Annotated in this window: 20 protein-coding genes; 2 read left to right on the forward strand and 18 right to left on the reverse strand. The window is 74.7% G+C overall.

All coding sequences use genetic code 11. The features are described from left to right. Positions 1–15 precede the first annotated feature (15 nt). Positions 16–291, forward strand: coding sequence for a PLD nuclease N-terminal domain-containing protein (locus tag FJR00_RS00200; RefSeq protein WP_141336956.1), 276 nt, complete (start codon positions 16–18; stop codon positions 289–291). A 10-nt stretch (positions 292–301) separates the two neighbouring features. Further along, positions 302–1,174, forward strand: coding sequence for a 1,4-dihydroxy-2-naphthoate polyprenyltransferase (locus tag FJR00_RS00205; RefSeq protein WP_141336957.1), 873 nt, complete (start codon positions 302–304; stop codon positions 1,172–1,174). A 22-nt stretch (positions 1,175–1,196) separates the two neighbouring features. Here FJR00_RS00205 and FJR00_RS00210 read toward each other — a convergent pair whose 3' ends face one another. The 18 genes from FJR00_RS00210 to FJR00_RS00295 all read right to left on the reverse strand — a co-directional run bounded on the left by FJR00_RS00210 (position 1,197) and on the right by FJR00_RS00295 (position 16,868). After that, the gene (locus FJR00_RS00210; RefSeq protein ID WP_141336958.1) at positions 1,197–1,487 is read right to left on the reverse strand and encodes a DUF4229 domain-containing protein; all 291 of its coding nucleotides are present in this window, start codon (positions 1,485–1,487) and stop codon (positions 1,197–1,199) included. After that, a complete protein-coding gene (gene ccsB, locus FJR00_RS00215) occupies positions 1,484–2,509 on the reverse strand; it encodes a c-type cytochrome biogenesis protein CcsB (RefSeq protein WP_141336959.1) in 1,026 nt (341 codons plus the stop codon). The genes FJR00_RS00210 and ccsB overlap by 4 nt, the downstream gene beginning before the upstream one ends. Next, the gene (resB, locus tag FJR00_RS00220) at positions 2,506–4,164 is read right to left on the reverse strand and encodes a cytochrome c biogenesis protein ResB (protein WP_141336960.1); all 1,659 of its coding nucleotides are present in this window, start codon (positions 4,162–4,164) and stop codon (positions 2,506–2,508) included. Before resB ends, ccsB begins: the two co-directional genes overlap by 4 nt. Before the next feature lie 2 nt (positions 4,165–4,166). Continuing rightward, complete coding sequence (locus tag FJR00_RS00225; RefSeq protein ID WP_141336961.1) at positions 4,167–4,952, reverse strand: cytochrome c biogenesis CcdA family protein; 786 nt, start codon at positions 4,950–4,952, stop codon at positions 4,167–4,169. After that, on the reverse strand, positions 4,949–5,548 hold the full coding sequence (locus FJR00_RS00230; protein WP_238330212.1) for a TlpA family protein disulfide reductase: 600 nt from the start codon (positions 5,546–5,548) through the stop codon (positions 4,949–4,951). The genes FJR00_RS00225 and FJR00_RS00230 overlap by 4 nt, the downstream gene beginning before the upstream one ends. After that, the gene (locus FJR00_RS00235; RefSeq protein ID WP_141336962.1) at positions 5,545–6,246 is read right to left on the reverse strand and encodes a histidine phosphatase family protein; all 702 of its coding nucleotides are present in this window, start codon (positions 6,244–6,246) and stop codon (positions 5,545–5,547) included. The genes FJR00_RS00230 and FJR00_RS00235 overlap by 4 nt, the downstream gene beginning before the upstream one ends. 42 nt (positions 6,247–6,288) lie before the next feature. Beyond that, positions 6,289–7,605, reverse strand: coding sequence for a glutamate-1-semialdehyde 2,1-aminomutase (gene hemL / locus FJR00_RS00240; RefSeq protein ID WP_141336963.1), 1,317 nt, complete (start codon positions 7,603–7,605; stop codon positions 6,289–6,291). A 22-nt stretch (positions 7,606–7,627) separates the two neighbouring features. Further along, a complete protein-coding gene (locus tag FJR00_RS00245; RefSeq protein WP_075957182.1) occupies positions 7,628–8,128 on the reverse strand; it encodes a MarR family winged helix-turn-helix transcriptional regulator in 501 nt (166 codons plus the stop codon). Positions 8,129–8,138: 10 nt separating this feature from the next. Continuing rightward, the gene (gene hemB / locus FJR00_RS00250; RefSeq protein ID WP_141336964.1) at positions 8,139–9,143 is read right to left on the reverse strand and encodes a porphobilinogen synthase; all 1,005 of its coding nucleotides are present in this window, start codon (positions 9,141–9,143) and stop codon (positions 8,139–8,141) included. Continuing rightward, positions 9,140–10,798 carry a bifunctional uroporphyrinogen-III C-methyltransferase/uroporphyrinogen-III synthase gene (locus FJR00_RS00255; protein WP_238330213.1) on the reverse strand — a complete coding sequence of 553 codons (1,659 nt, stop codon included), beginning with the start codon at positions 10,796–10,798 and terminating at the stop codon, positions 9,140–9,142. Before FJR00_RS00255 ends, hemB begins: the two co-directional genes overlap by 4 nt. Positions 10,799–10,801: 3 nt before the next feature. After that, on the reverse strand, positions 10,802–11,809 hold the full coding sequence (gene hemC, locus FJR00_RS00260; protein WP_141336965.1) for a hydroxymethylbilane synthase: 1,008 nt from the start codon (positions 11,807–11,809) through the stop codon (positions 10,802–10,804). Continuing rightward, positions 11,806–13,200, reverse strand: coding sequence for a glutamyl-tRNA reductase (locus FJR00_RS00265; RefSeq protein ID WP_141336966.1), 1,395 nt, complete (start codon positions 13,198–13,200; stop codon positions 11,806–11,808). The genes hemC and FJR00_RS00265 overlap by 4 nt, the downstream gene beginning before the upstream one ends. Continuing rightward, positions 13,197–13,862 carry a redox-sensing transcriptional repressor Rex gene (locus tag FJR00_RS00270; protein WP_141336967.1) on the reverse strand — a complete coding sequence of 222 codons (666 nt, stop codon included), beginning with the start codon at positions 13,860–13,862 and terminating at the stop codon, positions 13,197–13,199. Before FJR00_RS00270 ends, FJR00_RS00265 begins: the two co-directional genes overlap by 4 nt. A gap of 86 nt (positions 13,863–13,948) precedes the next feature. Then, entirely contained in the window at positions 13,949–14,281 is a 333-nt protein-coding gene (locus FJR00_RS00275) for a glutaredoxin family protein (protein ID WP_141336968.1), read from the reverse strand. Between the two features lie 93 nt (positions 14,282–14,374). Beyond that, entirely contained in the window at positions 14,375–14,473 is a 99-nt protein-coding gene (locus FJR00_RS00280; protein WP_003792170.1) for a 30S ribosomal protein bS22, read from the reverse strand. Between the two features lie 235 nt (positions 14,474–14,708). Beyond that, positions 14,709–14,909 (reverse strand): helix-turn-helix domain-containing protein, encoded by a 201-nt coding sequence (locus FJR00_RS00285; RefSeq protein ID WP_075957189.1) that lies wholly within the window; start codon positions 14,907–14,909, stop codon positions 14,709–14,711. A 180-nt stretch (positions 14,910–15,089) separates the two neighbouring features. Continuing rightward, positions 15,090–16,277: an acetoin utilization protein AcuC gene (locus FJR00_RS00290; RefSeq protein WP_141336969.1), complete on the reverse strand. Its 1,188-nt coding sequence runs from the start codon at positions 16,275–16,277 to the stop codon at positions 15,090–15,092. Positions 16,278–16,328: 51 nt separating this feature from the next. Further along, positions 16,329–16,868 carry a GNAT family N-acetyltransferase gene (locus FJR00_RS00295; RefSeq protein ID WP_075957190.1) on the reverse strand — a complete coding sequence of 180 codons (540 nt, stop codon included), beginning with the start codon at positions 16,866–16,868 and terminating at the stop codon, positions 16,329–16,331. Positions 16,869–16,879: the final 11 nt, after the last annotated feature.

The following is a 16,879-nucleotide window of genomic DNA, read 5'->3' on the forward strand; positions in this document are numbered from 1 at the left end:
AGGAGGTGACGGTCCGTGCTGAGGGTGGTCCTGTCGGTCGCGCTGATCGCGCTGACGATCTACTGCGTCGTGGACGCGGTGCAGACCGAGGACGAGAAGGTCCGCGGCCTGCCCAAGCCCCTCTGGCTGGTGATGATCCTGCTCTTCCCGCTCGTCGGCGGCGTCGCCTGGCTGATCGCCGGCCGCCCCGTGAGCATCCTGGACACCGTCCTCGGGCCCCGCGGCGGCGACGGCCCGCCCCGCGGCCCGCTGGGCCCGGACGACGACCCGGACTTCCTGAAGGGACTGTAGGCCCCGCCCCATGGCTACCCTCGCCCAGTGGATCGAGGGGGCACGCCCCCGCACGCTCCCCGCCGCCGTCGCCCCCGTCATGGTGGGCACCGCCGCCGCGCACGCCGCCGGCAGCTCCGACCTCGGCCTGGGTCTGCTGGCCCTCGTCGTGGCCCTCGGTTTCCAGGTGGGGGTCAACTACGCCAACGACTACTCCGACGGCATCCGCGGCACCGACGAGGACCGGGTGGGGCCGCTGCGCCTGGTCGGCAGCGGGGTGGCCGACCCCCGGAACGTCAGGACGGCCGCCTTCGCCTGCTTCTTCGCGGCCAGCCTGGCCGGCCTGGCCCTGGTGGCCCTGTCCAACACGCTGTGGCTGGCGCTGGCCGGCGCCGCCGCGCTGTGGGCCGCCTGGCACTACACGGGCGGCCGCAACCCCTACGGCTACCGGGGCCTGGGGGAGGTCATGGTCTTCGTCTTCTTCGGGCTCTTCGCCGTCCTCGGCACGACCTGGACGCAGGCCCACACCATCGACCTGGGGGCGGTCGGCGGGGCGATCGGCTGCGGCCTGCTGCCCTCGGCCATCCTCGTGACCAACAACCTGCGCGACCTGGAGGGCGACCGCGCCGCCGGGAAGCGGACGATGGCGGTGCGCCTGGGCTACCCGCGCACGCGCCGGCTCTACCTCTGGCTGGTCGTCGGAGCCTTCCTCGCCGTCCTGCTGGCCGCCGTGCAGCACCCCACGGCGCTGGTCGGGCTGCTGGCCGCGCCGCTGGCGGTCCGCCCCGTGCGCTCGGTCCTCGGGCAGACCTACGGCCGGGAGCTGCTGCCCGCGCTCACCCAGACCGGGCTGCTGCAGCTGGGGTATGCGGTGGCGCTGACCGTGGGGCTCGCGCTGGCCTGACCCCGCCCGGCGAGGACCCTCCTCAGGCCTCGCCGGACCTGCGGGGCTGCTCGACCTCCGCGTCCTCCTCGTCCTCCAGGGTGCGACCCTCGTCGACCTTCTGCTCCCGGCGGGCCATCCGCTCCTCGACCTTGCGCTCGACGCCGCGGGCGAGCCGCTCCCGGTCGGGCGCGAGCAGGAAGTAGGAGGTCACCATCGAGAAGAGGGCCGCGAAGACCAGGGCCCAGATCTGGTCCAGCCCCACGAGCACGAACAGAGCGAGGAACCCGACGAAGATCATCAGGCGCATGACGGTGTAGCGGAAGGCGATCACGTGCTCACTCCGGAGTAGCTGTGCAGGCCGGTCATGAGCAGGTTCACGACCGTGTAGTTGAGGATGACGCAGGCGAACCCGGCCAGGGCCACGAGGGTCGCCCGGCGGGTGCTCCACCCGCTGGTCGCCCGGGCGTGGAGGTAGGCGGCGTAGACGACCCAGATGACGAACGTCCACGTCTCCTTGGGGTCCCAGCCCCAGTAGCGGCCCCAGGCCTGCTCGGCCCAGATGGCCCCGGAGACCAGGGCGAAGGTCCACAGCGGGAAGGCGAAGATGTGGATGCCGTAGGTCATCCGTTCCAGCGCCTGCGCGCCCGGCAGGGCCGCCAGCCAGCCGCGGGACCCCTCCGTCCGCTCGGCCCGGTCCTTGAGCAGGTAGGCCGTGGCGAGCGCGGCGCCGATGGTGAACAGGGCGATGGAGAGGGTGGCGATGGTGACGTGGATGACCAGCCAGATGTTGTCCAGCGCGGGCATCAGCTGGGAGGCCTCGGTGTACCACCACAGCCGGGCCGCGCCGAGGATCACCAGGGACGGCAGGACGACGAAGGCGCCCAGCCACAGCCGGTCCTGGCGCAGGCTCCACACCGAGTAGACGAGGAGGGCGAAGGAGACGGTGACGAGGGCGAACTCGTACATGTTGCCCAGGGGGGCGCGCGAGACCGACATCGCGCGCATGACCGTGCCCGCGACCACCGCGAAGGTGGCCAGCCAGGTCAGCTGCAGGCCGACCACGCCCCACCGTCGGGTCGGTGCCGGCCGGTCCACCGGCTCGTCCCCGGGGGCGGCGAGGCCGCTCGGGGCGCCGGCGTCCGGCCCGCCCGTGGCCGGTCCGCCTGCGCCTGCACCTGCTCCGACGACCACCGTCTGGGGGGCACGGTCCCGCGTGCGGCGGTCGGCGCGGCGGCCGCGGGCGGACCCCGTCACGGCCAGGTGCACCGAGAAGGCCAGCATGGCCAGGGCGAGCACGACGACCGCGCCCCAGACGAGGTAGTCGGAGGCCAGGGCCTGGGAGGTGTTCGTCATACGGTTCCGTCCTTCTGCGTCGCGCGACCGCCGGCCGCCTGCACGATCTGGTCCAGGACCTGGTCGGCCAGGTCCTCGAGCCCGGGGTCGGTGCCCTTGGGAAGGGCGGCGACGGTGATCCCAGTATGCCGTCGCTCCCCGGCCGGGGGGTCCACCCGGACGAACACCCGGCGTCGCCGGACCCCGAGCATGAGCATGAGCCCGGCCATCGCCGCCGCCGCGGAGACCAGCGCGGGGATCCGGCCGGGGTCGTGCCGCACGAGGAGTCCGCCCCAGCGCACCACGCTCTCCAGCTCCAGGGTGCCCCGGGCGCCGGGCAGCTCGACGACCTCGCCCGGGCGCACGAGCAGCCGGGTGGGCGAGCCGTCCTCCTGCATCACCTGCTCCATGGTGTCGGTCTCGAGGCTGAAGACCGACTGCGCCCGCCCCTCGGGGTAGAGGTCCCCCTCGAAGGCGGTGAGCACGAGCGCGGGGTCGACCAGCCCGGGGAAGGCGGAGGTGGGTCCCAGCTCGGGGTCGAAGGTCAGCGTCGGCAGGAAGCCGCCGGCGAACCCCAGCCCGGGGTCGGCGGCGGGCACCTTGATCGCGCCGGTGGAGGAGTAGGTGTTGTCCTGGGGCAGGAAGGTCACGGCGTCGCTGAAGAGGATCTCGCCGTCGGGGTCACGGACGGTGACCACGGGGGCATACCCGTTGCCCAGCAGGAAGACCGAGGTGCCCGAGACGCCGACCGGGGCGTTGACGGCCAGTTCCTGGGTGACGGGGGCCTCCTGCCCCTCCTGGACGGTGACCTCCCCGGCGAAGACCCGCGGCTGACCGAACTGGGCGCCCTCGGCCTCCGCCTCGAACTCGACGTCGAGCCGGTCCAGCCGCAGCGAGAACACGGGCAGGTCGGCGGGTTCCACGAGAGGCCCCAGGTCAAGCGTGTCGAAGGCCGCGGGACCGGTCGTCACCGTCTCCCCCTCCTTGACGATGACCTCGGCCCGCCAGCCGAACAGGTCGCCCACGGCGACCGAGACGATCACGCCGAGGATGGCCAGGTGGAAGACGAGGTTGCCCGTCTCCTTGAGGTAGCCCCGCTCCGCGGACACCACGAGGGCGCCGTCCTCCTCGGGACGGACCCGGAAGCGGCGCCGCCGCAGCACCTCCCGGGCGGCGACGAGGACCTCCTCGGCGGGGGCGGGGACCTCGGCCTCCCGGTGGACCGGCAGCCGGCCCAGACGTCGGGGGGTGCGGGGCGGCTGCTCCCGCAGGGCCCGAAGGTGCTGGGCCGACCGGGGCAGGATGCACCCCACGAGGCTGACCATCAGGAGCAGGTAGATGGCCGCGAACCACGGCGAGGAGTAGACGTCGAACATCCCGAGCCGGTCCAGCCACGGTCCGGCGCCCGGGTTGTCCTCCAGGTAGCGCCGGACCCGGACGGGGTCCACGCCGCGCTGGGGGAAGATCGAGCCCGGGATCGCGGCGACGGCGAGCAGCAGGAGCAACGCCAGGGCGGTGCGCATGCTCGTCAGCTGGCGCCAGGCCCACCGGGCCCAGCCCACCGGGCCCAGCCGCGGCCCACCCAGCGTCGCGCGGTTCTTCGGGTAGGACGGCTCGATCCGCTGCGGGGCCTCGGGGTCGGTCGTCCCGGGCCGGGTGCCCTGGTCGGTGCCCATCCTCAGATCACCGTGGTGAAGCCGCTGGTGAGCCTGGTCTGGATCCAGGCGGTGACCTCGGCCCACACCCCGGCCACCATGAGCAGGCCCAGGAGCACGAGCAGGCCGCCCCCGACGCGCTGGATCACCAGGTAGTGGTCACGCAGCCAGGAGGAGCCCCGGGAGACCCAGCCCATGCCGGCGGCGACGAGCAGGAAGGGGATCCCCAGCCCGGCGCAGTAGGCCAGGGCCAGCACGACGGCCCGGCCCACCACCTCCGGGCCCGTCCCCGGCATGATCGAGGTGCCCAGCGTCTGGATCGCCGCGAGCGCCGGACCGGTGCAGGCCGAGAAGCCCAGGCCGAAGACCACGCCGAGGAGCGGCGCACCGGCCAGTCCGGCGGACGGACGCCACCGGGGCTGCCAGGCCGTCGACGGCTGCAGGAGCATGACCAGGCCCAGGGCCAGCACGACCACCCCGCCGGCCCGCAGCAGCACCCCCTGGTGCTCGATCAGGGCCAGGCCGAGCCCGGAGATGACCACGCTCATCGCGATGAACACCAGCGAGAACCCCAGGACGAACAGGGCCGCCCCGGCCACGGGTCGCCACGTGCCCGCCCGGCCGCAGGAGCGGCCCGGGCGTCCCGTCCCCCGGTCCGGTCCGGGGGCGGCGGGAGCCATCCCGCTCAGGTAGCCCAGGTAGCCGGGCACGAGCGGCAGCACGCACGGCGAGGCGAAGGAGACCAGGCCGGCGAGCGCGGCGACGAGGACGGCGCCCAGGAGCGGGCCGGAGAGGACGAGCTCGCTCACCCTGCGGGCTCCTCCGCCAGCACGTCGTCCACGAGACCGCGCAGGGTCGCCGCGTCGACCTGGCCGCTGACCCGGGCGGCCAGCCGGCCCTGCCCGTCGACGACGAGCGTCGTCGGGGTGGCCACGGCGATGCTGCCCAGCTGGGCGCGGGTGCGGCCGCCGTCGTCCTGCAGCGAGGGGTAGGAGACGTCGTACCTCTCCTGGAAGGCCTGGGCGCTGGGGACGGAGTCACGGGAGTTGACCCCGATGAACTGCACGGGCTCCCCGGCCTCGCGCAGCGCGGTCGCCACCTCCTCCAGGTCGGGCGTCTCGGCGATGCACGGGCCGCACCAGGACCCCCACACGTTGACCACGACCACGGTCCCGGCGAGGTCCTCGATGGTCCACGGCTCGTCCTCCAACGTGGTTCCCGTGAGCGCGACCTCGGTGCTGCGCTGGTCGGGGGCCAGGCTCTCGATGGACCCGTCGCCGGCGACGTAGCCCTTCTGGTCCCCCTCGCGCATCTGCGCGGTGATGGTGCCGCCCTCGTCGCTGCAGCCCGCCAGCAGCCCGGCGAGCACCAGCGCGGGGAGGACCGCGCGGAGGAACCTTCTCACTCCTCGATCACCCCGGTGGAGGTGCCGGTGACGTCGAGGGCGCCGGGCAGCAGGTGGGCCGCCGGCTCGTCGTAGAAGACGCGGACGGGGTAGGCCCCGTGGAACAGCACGCTGGTCACCGACGCCAGGGAGCACTCCCGCCTGCGGGGGTGGTGCCACAGGCGCCGGCCGTCGATGGAGCGCCGCAGGATCCACACCGGCAGCTGGTGGCTGACCATGACCGCCTCGTGGCCCTCGGCCTGCGCCCGCACGTCGTCGAGCGCCGCACGCATGCGGGCGGCCACCTCGCGGTAGGGCTCGCCCCAGGAGGGGGTGAACGGGTTGACGTAGGCCGCCCAGTGCCGCGCCCGCCACAGGGCGCCGTCGCCACGGCCCACGGTGAGGCCCTCGAAGTGGTTCGTGGACTCCAGCAGCCGCTCGTCGGTCCCGACCGGCAGGTCGTGGGCGGCGGCGATCGGGGCCGCGGTCTCCTGGGCCCGCTCCAGCGGCGAGGCGACGACGTGGGTGAGGTCGTGCTCGGTCAGCGACCCGGCCACGGCCCGGGCCATCTCGTGCCCGCGCGCCGAGAGCCGGTAGCCCGGCAGCCGCCCGTAGAGGACCCCGGCGGGGTTCTCCACCTCCCCGTGCCGGACCACGTGGACGGTGGTGACCGGGGTGCCGTCGGGCAGGACGCGAGGTTCGCGGGCGGCGGAGGGCATGGCCCGGAGTGTCCCACGGCATCCTGGGACGGGACTGGACGGTCAGGCGATCTCCGCGGCCGCCCCCTCGACCGCCTCGACGACGTGCGCGACCGCCTCCTCGTCGTGGCTCGCGGACACGAACCACGCCTCGTAGCAGCTGGGCGGCAGGTGCACGCCGCGCCGCAGCATCGCGTGGAAGAACCGCCCGAAGCGCTCGGTGTCCTGGTCCCGCGCGTCGTCGTAGTCGCGTACCTCGCCCTCCCGGAGGAAGACGCTGAACATCGAGCCGACCCGCTGGATCCGGTGGGGTATGCCGTGGCGCCCGAAGGAGTCGGCCACCGCTGCGGTCAGGGTGTCGGCGACCTCGTCCAGCCGGGCGTACACCTGCGGCGTGCAGGCCTGCAGGGTCGCCAGCCCGGCGGCGGAGGCGACCGGGTTCCCCGACAGCGTGCCGGCCTGGTAGACGGGACCGGACGGGGCCAGCATCGCCATGACGTCCGCGCGCCCCCCGAAGGCCGCGGCCGGGAAGCCGCCGCCCATGACCTTGCCGAAGGTGAACAGGTCCGGCGGGCCCTCCTGCGGGACGCCCTCCAGCCCCAGCCAGCCTGCGGCCGAGACGCGGAAGCCGGTCATCACCTCGTCGCTGACCAGCAGCGCCCCGTGCCGCGCGGTGATCCGCCGCAGCCCGGCGGTGAACCCCGGCGCGGGGGGCACGATGCCCATGTTGCCCGGCGCGGCCTCGGTGATGACCGCGGCGATGTTCGCCCCCCGCTCGGCGAAGGCGGCCTCGACCGCGTCGAGGTCGTTGTAGGGCAGCACGATCGTCTCCCCGGCGCTGCTGGGCGGCACCCCGGGCGAGTCGGGCAGCGCGAAGGTGGCCACCCCCGACCCCGCGGAGGCCAGCAGCGCGTCGACGTGCCCGTGGTAGCAGCCGGCGAACTTCACCACGACCGAGCGGCCGGTGAAGGCCCGGGCCAGCCGGATCGCGCTCATGGTCGCCTCCGTCCCGGAGTTGACCAGGCGCACCGACTCGACCGGACCGACGCGGCGCACGATCTCCTCGGCGAGGGCCACCTCGCGGGCGGTCGGGGTGCCGAAGGAGAACCCGTCCGCGGCCGCCTCGGTGACGGCCCGGAGCACGTCGGGGTGGGCGTGGCCAAGGATCATCGGGCCCCAGGAGCAGACCAGGTCGACGTAGCGGCGGCCGTCGGCATCCACCAGCCACGGACCTGAGCCGGACGCCATGAACCGGGGGGTGCCGCCCACCGAGCCGAAGGCCCGGACCGGGGAGTTCACCCCGCCGGGGATGACGGCGCGGGCGCGCTCGAGCAGTGCCTGGCTGGCGGGAACCTCGTCGGGGTATGCGGTGCCACTCATGGGCCCCAGCCTGCCACCTCGCTCAGGCGGCGTCGCCCGCCTGGTCCTCGGAGGCCCGGTTGGCCCGGACGACGCGTCGCATCTGCTCCCCGTGCGCCAGCAGGTGGTCGCGGTCGAGGTGGTCCAGCAGCGCCGCGCGGACGCTGGCGACGTGCACCGGGGCGAGCCGGCGCACCACGGCATACCCCTCGTCGGTGAGGCTGAGCACCACCCCCCGGCGGTCGTCGGCGGTGGGCAGCCGCCGCACCCAGCCCCGGCGCTCCAGCCGGGAGGCGGTGTGGCTGACCCGGCTGCGGGACTGCACGACCAGGTCGGCCAGCTCGGCCATCCGCCGGCGCCGGTCGGGGGCCTCGGCGACCATGGAGAGCAGCTCGTACTCCCCCAGGCTGACCCCGTGCGGCGCCAGGGCCTCCTCCATCGCCAGCGTCACCAGGTGCGTCCCGCGCAGGATCGCACGCCAGGCGCGTTGCTCGTCGTCGTCGAGCCAGCGCACCTCACGGGTGGCGTCGTCGTCCTCGGTCATCGTCCTCCCCCTAGAGCAGTCGGGCCGCCTCCACCGCATGGTAGGTGAGCACGATCGAGGCACCCGCCCGGCGGATCGAGGTGAGCGTCTCCAGCACCATCCGGTCGCGGTCGATCCACCCCTGGGCCGCCGCAGCCTCGATCATGGCATACTCCCCGCTCACCTGGTAGGCGGCCACCGGCACGTCCGAGACGGCGGCCACGTCGGCCACCACGTCCAGGTAGGGCAGCGCCGGCTTGACCATGACCAGGTCCGCCCCCTCCGCCAGGTCGAGGCGCAGCTCGCGCAGGCTCTCCGTGCGGTTGGCGGGGTCCTGCTGGTAGGTCGCCCGGTCGCCGCGGAGGCTGGAGCCGACGGCCTCCCGGAACGGCCCGTACGCGGCGGAGGCGTACTTGGCGGTGTAGGCCAGCACGGCGACGTCCTGGTGCCCGGCGGCGTCGAGCGCCTCCCGGACGACGCGCACCTGCCCGTCCATCATCCCGCTGGGGCCTACGACGTGGGCCCCGGCCCGGGCCTGCTCGACCGCCATCACGGCGTAGCGCTCCAGCGTGGCGTCGTTGTCGACCCGTCCCTGGTCGTCCAGCACCCCGCAGTGCCCGTGGTCGGTGAACTCGTCCAGGCACAGGTCGCTCATGAGGACCGTCTCGTCCCCCAGCTCGGCACGCAGGGACCGCAGGGCCCGGTTGAGCACCCCGTCGGGGTCCGTGCCGCAGCTGCCGGTGGCGTCCTTGTCGTCCTCGGCGGGGACCCCGAAGACCATGATCCCGCCGACCCCTGCCGCGACCGCCTCGGACGCCGCACGCAGGAGGGAGTCCGGGGTGTGCTGGACGACGCCGGGCATGGAGGTGATCCCCCGGGGCTCGGGGATGCCGTCGCGCACGAAGACCGGCAGCACGAGCTCTGCGGGGTGCACCCGGGTCTGGGCGACCAGGCGGCGCACCGCAGGGGTGGTGCGCAGCCGTCTTGGCCGCTCGTGCGGCCGGGCGAGCGGGCCGGCGGCCGCGCGCCCGGTCATCGGCGGGACCGGGTCCGCCGCCCGGCGGTGCGGCGCTGGCTGGGACGCAGCACCGGCTGCCCCTCGGCCCGGGCCCGGGCAGCCACCTCACGGGCGTGCTGGGCCAGGGCGTCCACGAGCATCGTGGCGCTGGGCTCGGGCGGGACCACGTCCACCCGCAGCCCGTGCTCCTCGGCGGTCCTCGCCGTCGCCGGCCCGATGCAGGCGATGATCGTGCTCGGGTGCGGCTTGCCGGCGATGCCGACGAGGTTGCGCACCGTCGAGGATGAGGTGAAGCAGACCGCGTCGAAGGCTCCACCCTTGATCGACTCCCGCACGGGGGCGGGCGGCGGCGCGGCGCGCACGGTCCGGTAGGCGGTGACGTCGTCGACCTCCCAGCCGACCTCCTGCAGCCCGGCGACGAGGGTCTCGGTGGCGATGTCGGCGCGGGGCAGGAACACCCGGTTGATGGGGTCGAGCACGTCGTCGTAGGGCGGCCACTCCTCGAGCAGGCCGAGCGCCGACTGCTCCCCCTGGGGGACGAGGTCCGGCTCCAGCCCCCACTCGCGCAGGGCGGCGGCCGTCACCCCGCCCACGGCGGCGATCTTGAGCCCGGCGAAGGCGCGGGCGTCCAGGCCCAGGGCCTCGAACTTCTCCCGCACGGCCCGCACCGCGTTGACCGAGGTGAACCCGATCCACTCGTAGCGTCCGGTGACCAGCCCCTTGACGGCCCGGTCCATCTGCTGGGGGGTGCGCGGGGGCTCCACGCTGATGGTGGGCACCACCGAGGAGGTGGCCCCGTAGGCCGCGATCCGCTCGGTCATGCTCACCGACTGCTCCTTGGTGCGCGGCACGAGGATGGACCAGCCGAAGAGCGGCTTGGTCTCGTACCACGACAGCTCGGCGCGCAGCTCGACCTGGCGACCCACGACCGCGACCGAGGCGTCGGGGCAGTCCGGGCAACCCCGCTCCAGCGCCTGGATCGCCCCCGCCAGGGTGGTGACCTTGGTGTGCTGGGTCGTGGTGGTGCCGTGCTCGGTCAGCGCCACCGGGCTGTCCGTCGGCCGGCCGGCGTCGAGCAGCCCCTGCAGCGCCTGCCGGAGCGGGTCGCCGGAGCCGAGGACCACGACGGTGATGTCGTCGCGGGCCGACAGCGACCAGTCGACACCGGACTCCCCGGCGGTGATCATGTGCAGCTCGCCGCCACCCTCGGAGGTGGTCAGCGGGACCCCGGCGTAGGCCGGGACCGACCAGGCGGTGCTCACGCCGGGGACGATCTCGAAGGGCACGCCCGCGTCCCGGCAGGCGAGGGCCTCGGCGGCCAGCCCGCTGAAGGCGCTGGGGTCGCCGTCCATGAGCCGCACGACCAGGTGCGACGGTGCGTCGAAGGCGGCGGCGGCGCGCACGAGCAGCTCGCACCGGCGCCTCTCGGTCGGGGACGGACCGTCCAACTCGTCGGCGACGACGAGGTCGACGTCCTCCCGCGTCCACGCGGCGAGCTGGTCGGCCTGCGCGGCGGTGTCGAGGACGACCACGTCGGCGGCGGCCAGGTAGTCCCGGGCGCGCACGGTGAGCAGGCCGGGGTCACCCGGTCCGGCGCCGACGAAGGCGACGCGTCCGCAGGTGGCGGGCCGCGTCTCGGCGGCCGTGTCGATCGGGGCGGCGTCGGTGCTCACTTCTCACGCTCCGGTGAAGAGGGACCCCCCGGCCGCGGCGTCGTCGCTGCGGCCGACCACGGGGTCGGGACGGGACAGCAGGTGCTCGGCCACCTCGTGGCCGAGCGCGACCGGGTCGGACCCGGTCTCCGCGTGGCGGCGGGGGACGTCCCCCAGGGCCACGAAGGCGGTGAGGGCCAGGGCGCCGTCCGCGCCGGCCCGGGCGAGCGCGCCGACGGGTGCGGTGCAGCCCGCCTCGAGGCGGGCGAGGACCGCCCGCTCGGCCGTGACGGCGGCCCGGGTGGGGGCGTCCTCCAGGACGTCGCGCAGGAAGCGGGCGAGGGGCCGGTCGTCCTCCCGGCACTCCACCGCCAGCGCGCCCTGACCCGCGGCGGGGAGCATCACGTCGGGGTCGAGACGGTCGGTGGCCTCGCCCGCCCGGCCGAGCCGGGACAGGCCGGCGCAGGCCAGGACGACGGCGTCGAGCTGCCCGTCGCGCACCAGGCCGATGCGGGTGCCAACGTTGCCCCGGATGTCGCGCACGTCCAGGTCCGGCCGGGCCAGGGCCAGCTGGGCCGCCCGCCGCGGCGACCCGGTGCCGACCGAGGCCCCCCTGGGCAGGGCGTCCAGCGTCAGGCCGTCGCGCGCGACGAGGGCGTCGCGGGGGTCCTCCCGCTCCGGGACGGCGGCCACGACCAGGCCGGGCTCGGCCGCGGTGGGCAGGTCCTTGAGCGAGTGCACCGCCAGGTCGACCTCGCCCGCACGCAGCGCGTCCCGCAGGGCCGAGGCGAAGACGCCGGTGCCGCCGATCTGCCGCAGGCTGGCCCGGGACACGTCGCCCTCGGTCCGCACGTGCACGAGCTCGACCCGGACGCCGGCGGCCCGCAGCCGGTCGGCGACCCAGCCGGACTGGCTGGTCGCCAGGGCGCTGGCCCGGGTGCCGAGGCGCAGGGGGCGGTCGGGCAGGTCGTGGCCGGAGGTGCTGACCGCTGTCGCGGGCGTCGTCGTGGTCGTCGTCGTGGGCGTCGTCATGGACGGGCCCCCCTGTCCGCGGGCGCGGAGGGGAGCGACGCCTCCGAGATCGGTGCGGCGGTCACCTCGGGCGGCGCGGTGCGCACGACCGCCGGCTCCGCCGGGTCGAGGTCGAACAGCTCCCGGAGGGCCTGCCCGTAGTCGGCCGGCTCACCACCGTGCTGCAGCTCCTTGACCCGCACCGAGGGGGTGTGGAGGAGCTTGTCGACCACCCGTTGCACGGTCCGGCGCACCTCGGCCCGCTCGTCCTGGGCCAGGTGCGGCACCCGCTGGTCGAGCCGGACCATCTCCTGGTCGACGACCCGGGCGGCCTGGGCACGGAGGGCGGCCAGCGTGGGGCCGAGGCGGGCGGCCCGACGCTCGGTCAGGTAGGTGGCGACCTCGGCGGTGACCAGGTCGCGCACGGCCTCCACCGCCACGCGGTCGCCGGACCCGGAGGCTGCGCCGTCGCCGGACCCGGACGTCATCTCGCGCTGGAGGTCGGCCAGCGCCCACAGCCGCACGCCGTCGATCCCGGTCACCGCCGGGTCCACGTCGCGCGGGAGGGCCAGGTCGAGCAGCACGGCGGGGCTGTCCACCCGTCCGGCGCCCGCGCGCGCCTCCTGCAGGGCGTCGGCCTCCAGGACGTGGCCGACCGCACCGGTGCAGGTCACCACGAGGTCGGCGCCCGCGGCCAGGTCCAGCACGTCCACCCAGTCGCCGGTGCCCGCCCCGTGCTCGCCGGCCAGGCGGTCGGCCCGGGCGGCCGTGCGGTTGACCACGGTGAGGTCCCGGACACCGGCCCGCGCCAGCGTGGCCACGGCGAGGCCGGACATGGCCCCGGCGCCGACGACGACCGTGCGGGCACCGGCCAGGTCGGGCAGGACGGTGGCCGCCAGGTCGAGCCCCGTGCTCACCAGCGACCGGGACACCTCGTCGATGGTGGTCTCGGCGTGGGCCCGCTTGCCCACCCGCAACGCCTGCTGCAGCAGCGGGTTGAGCACCGGCCCCACCCGCCCGTCCTGCTGGGCGGAGGCCAGCGCGTCGCGCAGCTGCCCCAGGATCTGGCTCTCGCCGACGGCCATCGAGTCCAGGCCGCAGGCGACCCCGAACAGGTGGCTGACCGCCCGCTCGTCGTAGTGGACGTAGAGGTGCGGGTTCAGCTGCTCGCGCGGGATCCCGGTGAGCTCGCACATGCGCTCCCCCACCTCGGTGAGGGCACCGTGGAAGGTGCCGGCCTCGACGACGACCTCGAGCCGGTTGCAGGTGGCCAGGACCAGGGCCTCCTCGACGTGCTCCCCGGCACCGACCCGGGAGGCGAGGTCGCGCGCGCCCTCGGGGCCCAGCGCGGCCCGCTCGAGCAGGTCCATGGGGGCGGTGCGGTGGGACAGCCCCACGACGAGGACGCTCATCCCACGTCCTCCCCGTCGGCCGTGGACAGGGCCTGCTGGTGCTCGTGGAAGGCCAGGATGGCCAGCTCGGCGGCCAGGTCGACGGCCCGCACGTGCACCGTCGGCGGCACCCTCAGGACGGCGGGGGCGAAGTTGAGGATCGACCGGACCCCGCCCTCGACGAGAGCGTCGGCCACCTCCTGGGCGGCGCCGGCCGGGGTGGTGATCACGCCCACGCCCGCCCGGGTCGACCCGGGCGTGAGCCGGTCCATGGTGGTCACGGTCAAGCCGTCGATCCGTCGGCCCACGACGGCCGGGTCGGTGTCCACGAGGGCGGTGACGTGGAAGCCACGGGTGGTCAGGCCCCCGTAGGAGGCCAGGGCCCGCCCCAGGTTGCCCATGCCCACGATGACCACCGGTCGGGTTCGGCTCAGGCCCAGCTCGGCGGCGATCTGGTCCGACAGCCGGGGGACGTCGTAGCCGACTCCGCGCACGCCGTAGGAACCCAGGCTGGAGAGGTCCTTGCGCACCTGGGCCGACCGTACGCCGCTGAGGTCCGCCAGCTCCTCGCTCGACACCGACGCCCGACCCTCGTCCCCCAGGGAGGTCAGGGCCCGCAGGTAGCCGGGCAGTCGCCCGACGGTGGCCTCCGGTACCCCGCGTCGGGTGGGCTCGGCCGTCATGGGCGCAGCGGCTCCTCTCGGATGACTGACGTCGAGCGGGGCCTTATATCAGACCGGCACCGACGCTCGACGAGGACCCCCTCACTCTAGGGTCGTCGCCGCCGTCGGACCAAAACGCGGGCCGGGAGGCTCCGACCCGCGGGCCCCACGGCGGCCCGCACGGTGCGCTCGTCCACCCGCCAGTGGGCGACCTCCCTCCCGTCGACGAGCAGCACGGGCACGAGGGTCGTCCACCGTTCGCGGGCGCCGCCGGGCACCGGGCCCACGTCCAGATCGACGAGGTGCACCGGGACCTCCGGCCCGACGGCCCGTCGGACCACGTCGATCATCTCCTGGCACAGGTGGCAGCCCTGCCGGGTCACCACCTCCACCCGGGGGCCGGACCCGGCCCGCGGCGCGGACGGGCGCCACCACGGCATACCTGCTCCTTCCGGGACAGCACGACGGCGCCGCCCGGGGGCGACGCCGTCACAGGGCTCGGGCCACGACCGCACCCGGTCGTGGCCGTTCGCTCACTTCTTGTTGCGACGCTGGTGACGCGTCTTGCGCAGCAGCTTGCGGTGCTTCTTCTTCGCCATCCGCTTGCGGCGCTTCTTGATCACAGAGCCCATGGGCCGTCCTTCGTCTCGATGGTCGGGTCGTGCCTCGGCGTCACGCGGGGCGACCGGCCAGGGTCGCGGCCCAGGCACCGGCAGGTGACGGCACCGGCGACGGCATCGCTGCCACGCTCACCCGCACGACGAACCGGCCCAGCCTAGCGCGCGGGTCCACCCTGCCCCAAACGGCGCAGCCACGCCGACCACGGGGCGGACACCCCGGGGCCGGCCGGCCCCGGCGGGCCGCCGCTCAGGCGGTGCCGTGGTAGGAGTCCTGCAGGTAGTCGTGGACCGCCTTCTCCGGGACCCGGAAGGAGCGTCCCACCCGCACCGCGGGGAGCTCGCCGGAGTGCACCAGCCGGTACACCGTCATCTTGGACACGCGCATCACCGCGGCCACCTCGGCCACGGTCATGAACGTCATCTCGCCGAGCTGACGCTCTTCAGCCATTAGGACGCTTCCCGTCTCTTCGGTATAGACGTGGGAACGGTCGCGGCTTCCCCTCCGGCCCGCCTCCACGTGTGCTGTCGAAGACACCCTAGGGGCAGAAGTGGGTGCAGGGGAAGTCCGGGACCCCGGTGTCCAGCGCGACACGCGGGACGGGGCGGACGGGACGGGAGGGACGGGCGGTCAGTCGAAGTACGGGTCCAGGCCCCAGCCGGGGAAGATCGCGCGACGGGTGGCCATGATCGCCGAGTCGACGGCGTCCTCGGGGTCGTGGCCCTCCGACCACTCCCCGTAGCGGATCGGCCGGCCCCCACGGTCGCCCATGAGCGTCGGCGCCTCCCTCCCGTAGACCTCCTGCACGTGGTCCCGCCAGGACTGCGGCACCGGGGTCACCGGGTCCACGGGACGCCCGGTGACCACGCCCACGACGTGGGTCCACGCCCGCGGCACCACGTCGACGAGCTCGTAGCCACCGCCGCCCAGGGCGATCCAGCGGCCGTCCGAGGTCCCGTCGGCCAGCTCGCGGACCCACGCCGTCGCCACGGCCATGGCGTCCACCGTGACGCTCAGGTGGGCCAGCGGGTCGGAGAAGTGCGCGTCGCACCCGTGCTGGCTGACGATCACCTCGGGGTCGAAGGCCTCGACGACGGCGGGCACCACCGCGCGGTAGGCCCGGAGCCAGCCCTCGTCGCCCGTGCCCGGCGGCAGCGCGACGTTGACGGCGGTGTCCATCGCCTTCGCCCCTCCGGTGTCCCCCGGGAAGCCGGTGCCGGGGAAGAGGGCCCGGCCCGTCTCGTGGATCGAGAGGGTCATCACCCGGTCCTCGTTCCAGAAGCAGCGCTCGACCCCGTCGCCGTGGTGCACGTCCAGGTCCAGGTAGAGCACCCGTCGCGCGCCCAGGTCGAGCAGGCGACGGATCCCCACGGCGATGTCGTTGTAGACGCAGAACCCGCTGGAGGACTCCGGCATCGCGTGGTGCAGGCCACCCGCGATGTTGACCGCCCGCCGGGCGCGGCCCTCCCAGACCGCCTCGCAGGCCTCCACGGTGCCCCCGACCGCCAGGCTGGAGGCCTCGTGCATGCCGCGGAAGGCGGGGGTGTCCTCCGTGCCGACGCCGTGCCTGCCGGTCGCCGACCCGGGGTCGGCGGATGCCGCCCTGACGGCCTCGACCAGCTCGGGGGTGTGCACGCTCAGCAGCTCGGCCTCCGTGGCCTCCCGGACGGGGCGGACCTCGACGTCCGGATGGTCCAGCAGCCCGAGGGAGTCGGCGAGGCGGTGGGTCAGGTCGAGCCGGGAGGGGTGCATCGGGTGCCCGGGACCGAAGTCGTACGCGGTGTAGCGCTCGTCCCACATCACCCATGACCCGGTCATGGAGCCCACGCTAGACCACGGTGCGCGGGGCCCGGTCGGGGCCCGACCCGCTCAGAGCGAGGTGGGGACGCCGCCGGTGTCGCTCAGCGGGTAGACCATCATCATCTCCTCGGAGTCGGCGTCCTCGTCGTCGACCCCCCGGATGCGCATCGGCCGGCGGTCGTCGGTGGGCCGGAAGCCGAAGCTGGACGCGAACGCGACCGCGCGGCCGTTGTCGGTGCCGACCCAGTAGACCAGCTGCTTGAGCCCGACCTGGCGGCCGACCCTGGCTGCCTTCTCCATCAGGCGCCGGGCCACGCCGCTGCCGCGACGCGGCGGCTCCACCCACAGCCCGAACAGTTCGCCGGCCCCGGGGATGTTGGTGCGGTGACCGGTGCCGACGCTGACGACCCCCACGACCTCGTCGCCGTCCTGGGCCAGGATGCGTCGCGAGCGGACCATCCGGTCCTTCCAGCGCTGGTCGTCGAACGCCTCCTCCTCCTCGGCGGAGGCGACGAACGCCTCCGGAGACTCACGCAGCGCCCGCAGCCGGACGTCCCGGTAGGTGGCCCATTCGTCCTCATCGAGCACGCGCACGCGGATGTCGTTCATGGCCCTACTCT

The organism is Ornithinimicrobium kibberense (assembly GCF_006519705.1).
Lineage (GTDB): Bacteria > Actinomycetota > Actinomycetes > Actinomycetales > Dermatophilaceae > Ornithinicoccus > Ornithinicoccus kibberensis.

Excerpts from the sequence above, each read along its gene's own strand:
- FJR00_RS00205 (WP_141336957.1), top strand. The coding sequence starts at position 302 with ATGGCTACCCTCGCCCAGTGGATCGAGGGGGCACGCCCCCGCACGCTC.
- ccsB (WP_141336959.1), bottom strand. The coding sequence starts at position 2,509 with ATGACGAACACCTCCCAGGCCCTGGCCTCCGACTACCTCGTCTGGGGC.
- resB (WP_141336960.1), bottom strand. The coding sequence starts at position 4,164 with ATGGGCACCGACCAGGGCACCCGGCCCGGGACGACCGACCCCGAGGCC.
- FJR00_RS00235 (WP_141336962.1), bottom strand. The coding sequence starts at position 6,246 with ATGCCCTCCGCCGCCCGCGAACCTCGCGTCCTGCCCGACGGCACCCCG.
- hemL (WP_141336963.1), bottom strand. The coding sequence starts at position 7,605 with ATGAGTGGCACCGCATACCCCGACGAGGTTCCCGCCAGCCAGGCACTG.
- FJR00_RS00245 (WP_075957182.1), bottom strand. The coding sequence starts at position 8,128 with ATGACCGAGGACGACGACGCCACCCGTGAGGTGCGCTGGCTCGACGAC.
- hemB (WP_141336964.1), bottom strand. The coding sequence starts at position 9,143 with ATGACCGGGCGCGCGGCCGCCGGCCCGCTCGCCCGGCCGCACGAGCGG.
- hemC (WP_141336965.1), bottom strand. The coding sequence starts at position 11,809 with ATGACGACGCCCACGACGACGACCACGACGACGCCCGCGACAGCGGTC.
- FJR00_RS00265 (WP_141336966.1), bottom strand. The coding sequence starts at position 13,200 with ATGAGCGTCCTCGTCGTGGGGCTGTCCCACCGCACCGCCCCCATGGAC.
- FJR00_RS00270 (WP_141336967.1), bottom strand. The coding sequence starts at position 13,862 with ATGACGGCCGAGCCCACCCGACGCGGGGTACCGGAGGCCACCGTCGGG.
- FJR00_RS00275 (WP_141336968.1), bottom strand. The coding sequence starts at position 14,281 with ATGCCGTGGTGGCGCCCGTCCGCGCCGCGGGCCGGGTCCGGCCCCCGG.
- FJR00_RS00280 (WP_003792170.1), bottom strand. The coding sequence starts at position 14,473 with ATGGGCTCTGTGATCAAGAAGCGCCGCAAGCGGATGGCGAAGAAGAAG.
- FJR00_RS00285 (WP_075957189.1), bottom strand. The coding sequence starts at position 14,909 with ATGGCTGAAGAGCGTCAGCTCGGCGAGATGACGTTCATGACCGTGGCC.
- FJR00_RS00290 (WP_141336969.1), bottom strand. The coding sequence starts at position 16,277 with ATGACCGGGTCATGGGTGATGTGGGACGAGCGCTACACCGCGTACGAC.
- FJR00_RS00295 (WP_075957190.1), bottom strand. The coding sequence starts at position 16,868 with ATGAACGACATCCGCGTGCGCGTGCTCGATGAGGACGAATGGGCCACC.